Annotated in this window: 12 protein-coding genes; 5 read left to right on the top strand and 7 right to left on the bottom strand. The window is 70.0% G+C overall.

Annotated elements, in window-relative coordinates:
* Positions 1 to 22: 22 nt before the first annotated feature.
* The 5 genes from B116_RS0110375 to B116_RS0110395 all read right to left on the bottom strand — a co-directional run bounded on the left by B116_RS0110375 (position 23) and on the right by B116_RS0110395 (position 3,698).
* The gene (locus tag B116_RS0110375; RefSeq protein WP_027660044.1) at positions 23 to 784 is read right to left on the bottom strand and encodes an SDR family oxidoreductase; all 762 of its coding nucleotides are present in this window, start codon (positions 782 to 784) and stop codon (positions 23 to 25) included.
* Positions 785 to 826: 42 nt separating this feature from the next.
* Positions 827 to 1,333, bottom strand: a complete 507-nt coding sequence (locus B116_RS0110380; RefSeq protein WP_027660045.1) for a hypothetical protein — start codon at positions 1,331 to 1,333, stop codon at positions 827 to 829.
* The gene (locus tag B116_RS0110385; protein ID WP_027660046.1) at positions 1,330 to 2,148 is read right to left on the bottom strand and encodes a DUF692 domain-containing protein; all 819 of its coding nucleotides are present in this window, start codon (positions 2,146 to 2,148) and stop codon (positions 1,330 to 1,332) included. The genes B116_RS0110380 and B116_RS0110385 overlap by 4 nt, the downstream gene beginning before the upstream one ends.
* On the bottom strand, positions 2,145 to 3,035 hold the full coding sequence (locus tag B116_RS0110390) for a TIGR04222 domain-containing membrane protein (RefSeq protein ID WP_027660047.1): 891 nt from the start codon (positions 3,033 to 3,035) through the stop codon (positions 2,145 to 2,147). The genes B116_RS0110385 and B116_RS0110390 overlap by 4 nt, the downstream gene beginning before the upstream one ends.
* A gap of 90 nt (positions 3,036 to 3,125) precedes the next feature.
* Positions 3,126 to 3,698, bottom strand: coding sequence for a TetR/AcrR family transcriptional regulator (locus B116_RS0110395; protein WP_018722903.1), 573 nt, complete (start codon positions 3,696 to 3,698; stop codon positions 3,126 to 3,128).
* 195 nt (positions 3,699 to 3,893) lie between these two features.
* Here B116_RS0110395 and B116_RS0110400 point away from each other — a divergent pair, with 195 nt between their 5' ends.
* Together B116_RS0110400 and B116_RS0110405 are read left to right on the top strand one after the other, a co-directional pair.
* A complete protein-coding gene (locus B116_RS0110400; RefSeq protein WP_018722904.1) occupies positions 3,894 to 4,538 on the top strand; it encodes an HAD family hydrolase in 645 nt (214 codons plus the stop codon).
* Positions 4,539 to 4,695: 157 nt separating this feature from the next.
* Positions 4,696 to 5,622 (top strand): serine protein kinase RIO, encoded by a 927-nt coding sequence (locus B116_RS0110405; RefSeq protein ID WP_018722905.1) that lies wholly within the window; start codon positions 4,696 to 4,698, stop codon positions 5,620 to 5,622.
* A gap of 119 nt (positions 5,623 to 5,741) precedes the next feature.
* Here B116_RS0110405 and B116_RS0110410 read toward each other — a convergent pair whose 3' ends face one another.
* Both B116_RS0110410 and B116_RS0110415 read right to left on the bottom strand, forming a co-directional pair.
* Positions 5,742 to 5,990, bottom strand: a complete 249-nt coding sequence (locus B116_RS0110410; RefSeq protein ID WP_018251532.1) for a DUF2630 family protein — start codon at positions 5,988 to 5,990, stop codon at positions 5,742 to 5,744.
* Between the two features lie 179 nt (positions 5,991 to 6,169).
* Positions 6,170 to 9,028, bottom strand: coding sequence for an aconitate hydratase (locus tag B116_RS0110415; RefSeq protein WP_018722906.1), 2,859 nt, complete (start codon positions 9,026 to 9,028; stop codon positions 6,170 to 6,172).
* A 223-nt stretch (positions 9,029 to 9,251) separates the two neighbouring features.
* Between B116_RS0110415 and B116_RS27815 the strand changes: the two genes are divergently transcribed.
* The 3 genes from B116_RS27815 (at position 9,252) to pulA (ending at position 13,005) form a co-directional block, all read left to right on the top strand.
* On the top strand, positions 9,252 to 9,410 hold the full coding sequence (locus tag B116_RS27815) for a DUF5993 family protein (protein ID WP_018722907.1): 159 nt from the start codon (positions 9,252 to 9,254) through the stop codon (positions 9,408 to 9,410).
* 15 nt (positions 9,411 to 9,425) lie between these two features.
* The gene (locus tag B116_RS0110425; RefSeq protein ID WP_027660048.1) at positions 9,426 to 10,037 is read left to right on the top strand and encodes a disulfide bond formation protein B; all 612 of its coding nucleotides are present in this window, start codon (positions 9,426 to 9,428) and stop codon (positions 10,035 to 10,037) included.
* Between the two features lie 124 nt (positions 10,038 to 10,161).
* The gene (pulA, locus tag B116_RS0110430; RefSeq protein ID WP_027660049.1) at positions 10,162 to 13,005 is read left to right on the top strand and encodes a pullulanase-type alpha-1,6-glucosidase; all 2,844 of its coding nucleotides are present in this window, start codon (positions 10,162 to 10,164) and stop codon (positions 13,003 to 13,005) included.
* Positions 13,006 to 13,064 lie beyond the last annotated feature (59 nt).

Here is a 13,064-nt window from a genome sequence, read left to right on the forward strand (position 1 = left end):
GTCTGCTCTGGGGACTGGGTGACTACAGCCCGCGTAGCGCGCCGCCGTCCACGGGTAGCGTGATTCCGGTCAGGTAGCTGGCGGCGGGGGAGAGCACGAACGCCGCCACCCGGCCGAACTCCGCCGGCTCACCCAGCCGGCGGAGCGGGATCTCCGCCTCCGCCATGGCGCGGGCCTGCTCGGGGTCCCCGGCGGCGGCGAAGAGTTGCGCGTTCCGGTCGGTCAGGATGCGTCCTGGCAGCAGCCCCACCACCCGAACGCCCCGGGGGCCGTACTCGTCGGCCATGTCCTTGGCGACCCCGGCCAGGCCGGGCCGAAGGCCGTTGGAGATGCCCAGGCCGGCCAGTGGCGCCCGGGCCGAGGTGGACAGCACCAGCCCGATCGCCCCGCCGTCAGGCAGCTCGGCGGCGACGGTCCGAGCCATTCGGACGGTGCCGAGGAAGATCGTTTCGAAGGAGCTGCGCCACTGCTCGTCGGTCACCGTGGCCGCGCTACCCGGCGGTGGGCCGCCCACCGACACCAGCGCGCCGTCCAGCCGCCCGAACGCCTCCCGGGCGGCCGCCGTCAGCCGTTCGGGCAGCTCCGGGGCGGAGAGGTCGGCGGCCACGCCGACGGCGTGCGCGGGGCCACCGAGGCGGTGGGCGGCGGCGGTCACCGCCGCGGCGTCCCGGGCGGCGAGGACGACCCGAGCCCCGTCGGCGACGAGCGCCTCCGCGGTCGCGTAGCCGAGGCCCCGGGAAGCACCGGTGAGTACGTACACGCGGTCAGTTAGGCCGAGATCCATGCCCTGATCCTGCCGTATCCGCCCGCCGCCAAGCGGGGCTGGCTAGGGATGGCGGCGGGCGGGACGCAGGAGGCGCACCCGACCGGCGACCTGAATCGCGATGGCGCCGCCGACCCGCCCCCAGGACGGCAGCCGGCGTGGCCGTGGCGGACGACCCGGCTCCGGGTAGTGGTACCCGGCTTGCCAGCAGGCCAACTCGTCCGCGCCCAGCGGCGGCAGCTCGCCGGCGCCGTGGAGGTAGCGGGCCAGATCCCAACCCTCGCGAAGGGCGCCGGCGGGCGGTCGCCCGGCAGCCCAGTGCTGGAACACCTCCAGCCACCGTGGGTGCAGGCCGGTGGCGAGCAGTGGCCAGTATCGGGCCACCTCGCCGGCCCGCTTACGCAGCAGGGCAGCCCGTGCAGCGGCCAGCGGTTCCGGAGCGAAACCTGGTGGCGGCGGGGCGTCGGCCACCAGAGCGGCGACGAGGGCGGCCTGCCGGGCGGCCAGCGTGGTCACCCTCGGGTCGGTGGGCCGTGTCGCCGGTACGTTCGCCGGGCTGGCGGGGGTCACGTGACCCCCGGGAGGCCGCCGACGGCGGCGAGCGCGTCCAACTCGGCGTGGAGGGTAGCGGCCGGGGGGAAGTTCCCGTCCCGTTCCAGGAGCAGGGCCGGTGGTCTGTGGCGAGCGCACAGCTCACCCACCAGGTCGAGTACGGGCCGGGACACCGGGTTGGTGTGTGTGTCGTGGTAGTAGCCGTCCTGCTCGGCCCCGCCGGCCACGTGCGCGTACGCGACCCGTTCCAGCGGCAGTCGGTCCAGCAGGTCGAGCGGGTCGGTGCCCCGGTTGCGGGAATTGGCATAGACGTTGGCGACGTCGAGCAGCAGGTGGGCGCCGGTACGATCCAGGATTTCGGTGAGGAACGCCGCCTCGTCCAGTTCGTCGTCGGGCCAGTCGAAGAGCGCGGCGATCGGTTCCAGCGCGATCGGCACCGGCAACTCGGCCTGGGCGCGGGCGACATTGGCGCAGACCGCTGTCACCGCCTCCCTGCTGCGCGGCAGGGGTAGCAGGTGACCTGCCTCCAGCCCGCCGGCACGGACGAAGGCGATGTGCTCGCTCACCAGCGCTGCCCCGGTCAGGTCGGCCACCGCGGCCAGGTGAGCTACCCGGGCGGGATCGACCGGCTCGGCGCCGCCGAGGGAGAGCCGCACCCCGTGCGGGACGACGGCCACGCCGCGTTCCCGCAGCGCGGTGAGCCCAGCCGGCAGCGGACCAGCGGTCGGCACCGATTCGGCGATCACCTCGACGAAGCGTAGCCCGGGGAGGCCGGCGACGAAGCCAGCGATCTCGGGCCGCCATCCGATGCCCACCCCGACCGGACCGGTCATCCGCCGCACCCACCGCCCCCGCCGCCACCACCACAGCCACCGCCGCTTCCTGCTCCGGCAGTGCCGCCCCCGCCGACTGTTGAACTGTCGGCTAGGAACTGTTGCTGGATCTGCGCCTGCTCGGCGAAGCCGGGGTCCATGGCCCACAGGGCGGCCGTGCCGAAGAGGGCGACGCCCATCGCCGCCCCGGTGGCGCCATAGGTGGCATAGGCCGGATTGTGGCGGGGTGCCAGATGCGTGTGCCGGTGGTGTAGCCGGCGTAGGACCCGGTCGGCGGTTCGGGTGCGCCATGGGCGCTGGAAAAGCAGAATTGTCACGACCAGCAGCGCGACTTGGGCCAGAATGAGCCAGCCGACGGGACGTTCGTTCGCCAGACCGGCCCCGAACCGCAGCACGCCGATGGCGAACAGGACGGTGAGTGGCAGTACCGCGTTGCGTAGGGCAGCCCGCTGCTCGGCAGAGAGCGCCAGGCCGTGTTGCACCAGCTCACCGCGGAGCTGGTGGACGACCTGGCGCACTCCTCGGTCGCTGCTGAGCTCCTGGGCCCGTAGGCCTCGGCTGGCGGCGAGGTGGATGGCCTGGTCCAACGCAGTGCTGCCGATGGGCAGCGAGTCGCTGGCGGTCAACCGTCGGTCCGGGCCCACATTGATCGCACCAGCGCTGCGGAGCCCCGCGAGAGCTGTCCAGACCGCCAGCTGCGCACCACCGCGGAGGTAGGCGACCTGCTGGGGGCCGAGCAGGTTCGCGTCGTACGTCGACCCGTTCAGTACCTCGTTTCGACGTTGGAGTGCGATAGCGACGAGAACGGCGGCGGTCACCAGGTATAGCCCGAGGAAGACTGGGCCGGGGATGCCCCAGGTGTTGCTGGGGGCGGCGAGGAGGATCATAGGACACTCCTGTCATGGGGATGGGACCCATTGTGGGTCACCGATGCCAGCTGAGAGGAGGGCCGCCAGGGCCGGGATGGGCAGGGACGGTCAGCGCCGACGGACGGCTTCCTCGACCAGGTTGAGTACCGGTCCGAGGTCGTCGGCGGGGCGACCCATCGCCAGGTGCAGGACCAGACCGTCGTACGCCAGCTTCAGGAACTGGGCGAGAACGTCGATGGGGATGTCGTCGCGCAGGACGCCCGCCTCGCGCTGGCGGAGCAGGCGGTCGCGGGTGGCTTCGGCGATCGCCGCGGACCGTTCGGTCCACCGCCGGGCGAACGCGGGGTCGGTGCGGAGCCGGCGCGAGACCTCCAGCTGGCTGCCGAGCCAGCCCGTCGTGTCGGGGGAGGTAGCCCGGGCCAGCAGATCTCGCATGACCTGCACCAGGCCGTTGCGGGCGACAGTTTCGACCATCGCCGCGGCATCGTCCTCGGCCACGGCAAGGAAGAGGGAGTCCTTGTCGCGGAAGTGGTGGAAGATCGCCCCACGGGAGAGCCCGGTGGCCTCCTCCAGGCGGCGCACGGTGGCGCCCTCGTACCCGTGTCGGGCAAAGCAGACCCGGGCGGCGGTGAGGATCTCCTGCCGGCGCGCGTCAAGTTGGTCCTGACTTACTCTGGGCACGGGTCGATCGTGTCAAACCACCCGGCGTCCTGCAAACCGTACGTACGGCTTGCAATTTGATCCGCTGGCTGATAGCCCGCGTCCGCCCTCTTCCGCGGATTCCCCTGCCGGCGCTTCATCCGTTTGTCACAAAATTCTGACCATTTGGCTGTCTGGGCCTGTCGGGCGGGCACCTCGGTCCCGTAAGGTGCCGGAGTGCCGCTGCTCCTTCTTGACCTGGATAACACCCTGCTCGATCGAGAGAATTTGTTCCGATCCTGGGGCAAGCACTTCCTGGTCAAGATCGGTGCACCGCCAGGTGACCTCGATTGGCTGCTCTCCGTTGACGCGGATGGGCTTACCGATCGGTGGGATGTGGCGGATGCGATCCGAAACCGCTACTCGCTGGCGGTCCGCTCGGTCGACCTGGTCGAGGAGCTGCACGAGGGGATGCTCGCCGGCACCCGACTCGATCCACTGGTGGCGTGCGCGCTGCAGATCGTCGGCGATGCCGGGTGGATGCCGGTGGTGGTCTCCAATGGGACGGTACGGCAACAGGAGGAGAAGATCCGGCGGACCGGGCTCAACCGCTACCTGGCCGACTGGGTGATCTCCGAGGCGGCCGGGGTCAGCAAACCGAATCCGCGAATCTTCGCACTGGCCGCGCAGCGGGTCCGGATGCCGCTGCACGGGGCCTGGGTGGTCGGCGACGGCCCGGAGGCGGACATCGGCGGTGCCGCGGCCGTGGGACTACCCAGCGTTTGGCTGCACCGGGGTCGCACCTGGACCGATGGACGGTTCGCCCCCACCTACGCGGTCGATGGGTTGATCGCCGCCTTCGCCGCGGTGCTCGCGGCGTAATACCGGTTGCCGTGCGGCGAGCCGACGGTGAGCATGGGGACCGCACGGTACGCACCCGGGCGGGTGGCTCGGGTCGAGGAGAGGAGGTCGGTCATGGCCGTCTACACAGGTCACTTCCCGCTGTCTCCATTGACCTCGACCGAGGGAATTCACCGCAGTGCGCGATCACGACTCTCCGGTACCGGAACGCCGGACCCGCGGCAGACGCCGCTTCGACGATGACGAACCACGCTTCACCAAGCGCGGGTGGAGAACCGGGCCGCAGCCCGTTGACTCCGACCCGCTGACGGACGCCCAGACCTGGTCGTCCTGGGACGACGCGATCCACGGTCCCCAGCCGTACCCCGCCTGGCTGGTGACGGAGCTGGCCGCCAAGGACACCGACCTGGGCGTACTCAAGACCGGCAAGGAGGCGGACGTCCATCTCGTCCGCCGCGCCGTGCCCGACACCGATCGGTCCTGCCTGCTCGCGGCCAAACGATACCGAGATGCCGACCACCGGCTGTTCCACCGAGACGCGGGATATCTGGAGGGGCGGCGCGTCCGACGATCCCGGGAGATGCGGGCGATGACCCGGCGAACCGCGTTCGGCCGGCAGATGATCGCTGGACAGTGGGCGGCGGCGGAGTTCGCCGTGCTCGGCCGGCTGTGGGAGATCGGTGCCCGGTACGGCACGATCACCGTGCCCTACCCGGTTCAGCTACGGGGCACCGAGCTGATGCTGGAGTTTCTCGGTGACTGCGACGAGGGACAGGCCGCCCCACGGCTGGCGCAGCTGCGGCCGGCGGAGGCCGAACTGCGTGACCTGTGGGAACAACTCGTCGAGGCGCTGGTGGTACTCGCTCGGGCTGGCCATGCCCACGGTGACCTGTCGCCCTACAACCTGCTGGTGCACGAGGGGCGCCTGGTCCTCATCGACCTGCCTCAGGTCGTGGATCTGGTCGCCAACCCACAGGGGCCGGAGTACCTGGCCCGAGACGTTCGGGTAGTCACCACCTGGTTCGCCGCCCGTGGTCTGCCGGCGGAGCAGACAGAACCGCTGGCGCTCACCGAACAGCTGCTCCGGGAGGCGGGCCTACGTTGAAATTGCTCTGGGAGGCGGGCCGGCGTTGAGCACTGCTCCGAGGGAGGCGGGCCTGCCTCACCAGGATGCTCCTTCGCGGTCAAAGTGGTAGGCAACGCCGGGCGGGCCCGGCACCGCCTCTACTGGAGGTAGCGCGCCACCTCCGGCGCCGGGCGTACGCCCTGGGCGTCCGGGTCGCCGTGGGTGGATCGGGCGGCACGCCGCCGGCGGAGCAGGTCCCAGCACTGGTCCAGCGATGCCGCCAGATCCCGGAGCCGGTCGCGGCTCTCGTCGTCGGTGCCCTCCTCGTTGGCCTGGGCCGCGGCGCGGAGCTGGTGTTCCTCGTCAACCAGCTCGGAGATGCGCTTCAGGATGGTCTTGTCGTCCATGACCACGAGCCTGGCACAGCATGACGAGATCACACCCGAGATCGGGCTGCTGGCTCGCGGCAACGTCCGGTCAGCAGCGGTGGCGAGGCAGGGGAGTCGCTTCGGGTCGGCAGAGGCCGACCCGCCGGCGGATACGCGACGGGGCCCCCACCGGCGTGGGGGCCCCGTCCGTTACCGCTTCAGCCGATCATCCGGCGCAGCATGTACTGCAGGATGCCGCCGTGCCGGAAGTAGTTCGCCTCTCCGGGAGTGTCGATGCGGACCACCGCGTCGAACTCGACCCCGGTGTCGGTGGTGACCTGGACGGTCCGCGGGGTGTTGCCCTCGTTGAGGGCGGTGACTCCGGTGATGCAGAAGGACTCGGTGCCGGACAGGCCCAGCGACTCGGCGGTCTCGCCGGCCGGGAACTGCAGCGGCAGGACGCCCATACCGATCAGGTTGGAGCGGTGGATCCGCTCGTACGACTCGGCGATGACCGCCTTGACGCCCAGCAGCATCGTGCCCTTGGCGGCCCAGTCCCGGGACGAACCCGAACCGTACTCCTTGCCGGCCAGGATGATCAGCGGGATCCCCGCCTCCTGGTAGGCCACCGCGGCATCGTAGATAGTGCTCTGCTCGCCGGTCAGGTGGTTAACCGTGAACCCGCCCTCTGGGAGTGCGGTCCCGGTAGCGGAGTCGCCACCGGGCACCCGAAGCTGGTTACGCAGCCGGATGTTGGCGAAGGTGCCCCGAATCATGACCTCGTGGTTACCCCGGCGGGAGCCGTACGAGTTGAACTCGTGCCGCGGCACGCCGTGCTCGGCGAGGTACCGACCCGCGGGGGAGTCGGCCTTGATCGCACCAGCGGGCGAGATGTGGTCGGTGGTTACCGAGTCGCCGAGCTTGGCCAGGACCCGCGCCGCCCCGATATCGCGGACCGGCTCCGGCTCGCGCTGCATGCCCTCGAAGTACGGGGGCTTGCGGACGTAGGTCGACTCGCCCTCCCAGGCGAAGGTGTCACCGGTCGGCGTCGGCAGTGTCTGCCACCGCTCGTCACCGGCGAAGACATCCGCGTACGCCGAGCTGAAGCCACCGGCGCCGATTGCGGCGGAGATGACCTCCTGGATCTCGGTGCTGCTCGGCCAGATGTCGCGCAGGAACACCGGGTTTCCCTGGGCATCATCGCCGATCGGCTCGTTGGCCAGGTCGATGTCCATGGTGCCAGCGAGCGCGTACGCAACCACCAGCGGCGGGGACGCCAGGTAGTTCATCTTGACGTCCGGGTTGATCCGGCCCTCGAAGTTGCGGTTGCCGGAGAGTACCGAGACGACCGCGAGGTCCTTCTCGTTCACCGCCGCGGAGATCTCCTCCGGCAGCGGGCCGGAGTTACCGATGCAGGTGGTGCAGCCGTAGCCGACCAGGTTGAAGCCGAGCTTGTCCAGGTACGGGGTGAGGCCGGCCCGCTCGTAGTAGTCCATGACGACCTTCGAGCCCGGGGCGAGGGTGGTCTTCACCCACGGCTTGCGGGTCAGGCCCCGGTCCACGGCGTTGCGGGCCAGCAGCGCGGCGCCGATCATCACCTGCGGATTGGAGGTGTTGGTGCAGGAGGTGATGGCGGCGATCACCACCGCACCGTGGTCCAGCTCGAACTCGGTGCCGTCGGCACCGGTCACCCGGATCGGGTTGGTGGCCCGGCCACCGGCGCCCACGGCCGCGTTCGCCAGGTCATGCGGGGCGTCAGCGGGGTCGGAGACCTTGTTCGCGGGGGCATCGCTGGCGGGGAAGGACTCGGCGCTGGCGTTGTCGGCGGGGCCGTTGACGCTCTCGGGCGCCAGCCCGGCATCGCCGTTGTCCGCTTCCTCGGCGACGTAGTCGGTGAGTGCTGCCCGGAACAGGGTCTTGGCGTTGCCCAGCGGCACCCGGTCCTGGGGCCGCTTCGGGCCGGCGAGCGACGGCTCGATGGTGCCCAGGTCCAGCTCCAGCCGCTCCGAGTAGTTCGGCTCCGCGGCGGAGTCGTGCCAGAGGCCCTGCTCCTTTGCGTACGCCTCGACGAGCGCGACCTGCTGCGGGTCGCGGCCGGTCAGCTCCAGGTAGCGCACGGTTTCGGCGTCGACCGGGAAGATCGCGACAGTGGAGCCGTACTCCGGGGACATGTTGCCGATGGTGGCCCGGTTGGCCAGTGGCACCGCGCTGACACCGGGGCCGTAGAACTCGACGAACTTGCCGACCACACCGTGCTCGCGCAGCATCTCGGTGATGGTTAGGACCAGGTCGGTGGCGGTGGTGCCGGCCGGCATCTCACCGGAGAGCTTGAAGCCGACGACCCGGGGGATGAGCATGCTGACCGGCTGGCCGAGCATCGCGGCCTCGGCCTCGATGCCGCCGACGCCCCAGCCGAGCACACCGAGGCCGTTGACCATCGTGGTGTGCGAGTCGGTGCCGACCACCGTGTCCGGGTAGGCCTGGCCGTTGCGCTCCATCACCGTTCGGGCGAGGTATTCGATGTTGACCTGGTGCACGATGCCGGTGCCCGGCGGGACGACCTTGAAACCGTGGAACGCGCTCTGACCCCAGCGCAGGAACTGGTAGCGCTCCTTGTTGCGCTCGTACTCCAGCTCCATGTTGCGCTGGAAGGCGTCCTCCCGGCCGAACATGTCGGCGATGACGGAGTGGTCGATGACCAACTCGGCCGGGGCGAGCGGGTTGACCTTGGTCGGGTCGCCGCCCAGGTCCCGCACGGCCTCCCGCATGGTGGCCAGGTCAACCACGCAGGGCACGCCGGTGAAGTCCTGCATCAGCACCCGTGCCGGGGTGAACTGGATCTCCACGCTTGGGTCCGCGGTCGGCTCCCAGGCGCCGAGCTGCCGGATGTGGTCGGCGGTGATGTTCGCGCCGTCCTCGGTCCGGAGCAGGTTCTCCAGGAGGATTTTGAGGCTGTAGGGGAGCCGTTCGTGCCCCTCCACCTTGTTGATCTTGAAAATCTCGTAGCTCGCGTCGCCGACGCGCAGCTGGGTCTTCGCACCGAAGGTGTCGAGGCTCGCCACGTCGTACTCCTTCACACCAGTGGCCGTGAGCAGTCCTGAGCAGTCTGTCGCACCGGCGGGGGCGGTGCGGTGCTTAGGCGGCCCTTACCTGTTTCTACTACGTGACAAACCGTACGTCCGTCTTGCTATTCATGCAACCTCGGCTCGGGCAAGAAGTGGCTCGGCGTCGGATGGGTCATCAATGTTGGTTTTATCATTCTGGCCCGAAATCTACTTTCAGTGGCGGTATCGTCGGTAAATGGCCATATTGATCTTTGCGGTGCTGCTCCTCGCCGGCTGGCTCACCGTGCGGGGCAGTGGGCGCGGGACGATCCTCGCCGTGTGGGCGGTTGCGCTCTGCGCCGTCCTGGTGGTGTTCAACCACCACATGGCGGCGAAGCTGTCGCTGAACTTCTGATCGATCGAGGGTGTCATGACCGGCCGTCTGGGCTTCTGGCTCGCGCACCTCTTCGTTCTCAGCTACTGCGGTGTGCTGCTTGCCGGGTTCGTGGTGCAGTTCGGGGCCGACGAGCTCCCATGCCCGCTCTGCATCCTGCAACGGCAGGCCATGATCCTGGTGATGTGTGGGCCGCTCTACATCATCGGGCGGACCCGCCGCGGCGACGTGACGCTCGCCGACTACACCATGGGTTACGGAATGAGCATCGTCGCCGCCGTGGTCGGCGCCGCCGTGGCGGCCCGTCAGATCTTGCTGCACATCGCGCCGCCAGATCCCGGCTACGGATCGGCTGTTCTTGGGCTGCACCTGTATACCTGGTCGTTCATCACATTCTGCGTCGTCTTGGTGTTCTGCGGCGTGAGCCTCATCTTCGGTCGCGAGCTGGTGCCGCGGGGAGTGCGGTTCGGCTGGCCATCCAAAGTGGTCTGCGGGCTGTTCCTGCTGATTGTGGCGGCGAACCTGGTGGCGGTCTTCTTCGAACTGGGCTTCCACTGGTTCCTGCCGCCCGACCCCACTCGCTACGAGACCTTCCACGGTCTGCCGCTGCCCGGTGCTGCGGCGATGTCCGGCGGCGCTGCGGGGTGAGGGCGGCGCCGGGCCTGGACGTGTGCAAGCTATCTGCCCGCTTCCGACTGTAGTTGCAAGCTATTGCAGAAAATTTGCACGGCAGCTAGCGTGCGGCTCATCAGCGACCAGAGGAAGGCCGTCGATGAAACCCCCGCCGATTCCGCGCAAGGCGCTGCTCACCCTCGCCTCGCTGGCGACTCTCACCCTCGCCGGCACCAACACCTTCGTTCACCTCGAACCGCCCGGCGATGCCAATGCGCGTGCCGTGGCCAGTGCCGGGCCGTGGGCTGCTGACCACCTCGGCCCCACGCTGCTCGTCGCCGGTAGCCACCGACCGGAAACCAGGACCACCACCGACCTCGACCTCGCCACGCAGAAGGCGCACTGGATCGACCGCGGCACCCTCGCCTGGCCGACCGAAATCCTGGACGGCGCAACGTACGCCCTGGTGAGCGCCGCGGCCGGCGGGGTGACCCTGGTCGACGACGAACTCGCCGGGACGTACCGGACGATCCCGCTGCAGACCCGGCGGCACGGGCTGACCGCGGAACAGCGCGAGCGGTTCCCGCACCTGGGGGCGTATCAGGCGCTCACCCTGCACCGAAAGCACCTGGCCGAGGTGCCGGCGGCGCTGCGCGGACAACTCGTGGTGACCGAGCGGGACGCCGGAGGTACCCTGCGCGCCGCCACCGGCGTCCAGATCCCCGGTGTGCTCGATGATGTCTACGCCCCGGCGATCCGGGCGCGGCTCGGCCCGACCTTCACCGGTGCGGCGCCGACGCTCGCGGTCTGGGCCCCCACCGCCCGTACGGTGACCCTGCAGTTGTTCGACACGCCGACGTCGCGACCGCGGCCAGTCCCGATGCGACGGGACGACCGCGCCGGCGTGTGGTCAGTGCGGGGAACCCCCTCCTGGACCGGGAAGTACTACCGCTACCAGGTCGAGGTGTGGCAGCCGGCCGAGCAGCAGATGGTCACCTCGGCGGTGACCGACCCGTACTCGCTGGCGCTCGCCCCCGACTCCACCCACAGCCAGATCGTCGATCTCGCCGACCCACGGCTTGCGCCACCGGGCTGGACGCGGCTGCGTAAGCCGGCGGCGGTTCCGGCGACGCAGGCGCAGATCTCCGAGCTGTCGGTGCGGGACTTCTCGATCGCTGACAGCACGGTGCCGGCCGAGCAACGCGGCACGTTCCATGCCTTCACGGAACCGGCCACCGCGGGGATGCGGCACCTGAAGGCGCTCGGCGACGCCGGGACGACCCACCTGCACCTGCTCCCGGCGTTCGACTTCGCCACGATCCCCGAACGCCGCGCCGACCAGCAGCAGCCCCCCTGCGACCTGGCGGCGCTCCCGCCCGACTCGGACGAACAGCAGCGATGCGTCGCCGAGGTCGCCGACACCGACGGCTACAACTGGGGGTACGACCCGCTGCACTACACCGTGCCGGAGGGCGGCTACGCCGTTGACCCGGCCGGGGCGGCGCGGACCACCGAGTTCCGGCGGATGGTCGCCGGGGTGAATGGCGCGGGGCTGCGGGTGGTGCTCGACGTCGTCTACAACCACACCTCGGCGACGGGCACCGACCCGCACTCGGTGCTGGACCAGGTGGTTCCCGGCTACTACCACCGGCTGTTGGCGGATGGCTCGGTCGCCACCTCAACCTGCTGCGCCAACACCGCACCCGAGCACGCCATGATGGGCAAGCTCGTGGTCGACTCGGTGGTCACCTGGGCGAGAGAGTACAAGGTGGACGGCTTCCGGTTCGACCTGATGGGTCACCATCCGAAGGCGAACATGCTGGCCGTCCGCGCCGCCCTGGACAAGCTGACCGTCGCCCGCGACGGAGTCGACGGTCGGGGCATCCTGCTGTACGGCGAGGGATGGAACTTCGGCGAGGTAGCCGACGGCGCCCGGTTCGTGCAGGCGACCCAGGCCAACCTGGCCGGCACCGGTATCGGCACCTTCAACGATCGGCTCCGGGACGCGGTGCGCGGGGGCGGCCCCTTCGACGCCAACCCACGGCGACAGGGCTTCGCCTCCGGGCTGTACACCGACCCCAACCACGACCCGGTCAACGGTTCAACGGCGGAGCAGCGAGCGCAGCTGCTGCACCAGCACGACCTGATCAAGGTGGGGCTCACCGGCAACCTGCGCGGCTACCGGTTCACCAACACCGCCGGGGAGCAGGTCACCGGGGAGCAGGTGGACTACAACGGATCACCAGCCGGCTACACGGCCGCGCCGGGCGAGTCGGTCACGTACGTGGACGCGCACGACAACGAGATCCTGTACGACGCGCTGGCGTACAAGCTGCCAGCGGACACCACAGCAGTGGACCGAGCCCGGATGCAGGTGCTTGCGCTCGGCACCGCTCTGCTGGGGCAGGGCACGGGCTTCGTCACCGCGGGCAGCGAGCGGCTGCGGTCGAAGTCGCTGGACCGCAACTCGTACAACTCGGGTGACTGGTTCAACCAGATCCGGTGGAACTGCGCCCAGGGCAACGGGTTCGGCGTCGGGCTCCCGACCGAGTCCGACAACCAGGACAAGTGGCCGTACGCCCGGCCCCTGCTGGCCGACCCGGGGCTGGTGCCCGATTGCGCGACGATGGACCTGGCTGAAGCGCGCCATGCCGAGCTGCTTCGGATTCGCTCCTCCTCGCCGGTGTTCGGGTTGCGGACGGCGGAGCAGGTGCAGCAGCGGGTGGCGTTCCCGTTGTCGGGCCGCGCGGAGCAGCCCGGCGTGCTGACGATGACGCTGGACAGCCGGGGCTTGGGTGGTCCGTGGCGGTCGGTGACGGTGGTCTTCAACGCCACGCCGGAGTCGGCTACCCAACAACTCACCGACCTGCGCGGGGCGGACGTGGCGCTACACCCGGTGCTGCGTAACTCCGCCGATGAGACGCTGCGGACCTCCTCGTTCGCGGCCGACAGCGGCACGTTCACGGTTCCGGCCCGCAGCGTGGCGGTCTTCGTGCAGCGGTGACCACCGCACAATGGGGTCCGGCCCCCTCCGCTGGTGCGGAGGGGGCCGGACTTGCTAGC

The organism is Salinispora fenicalii, from assembly GCF_000514815.1.
Classification (GTDB): Bacteria; Actinomycetota; Actinomycetes; order Mycobacteriales; family Micromonosporaceae; genus Micromonospora; species Micromonospora fenicalii.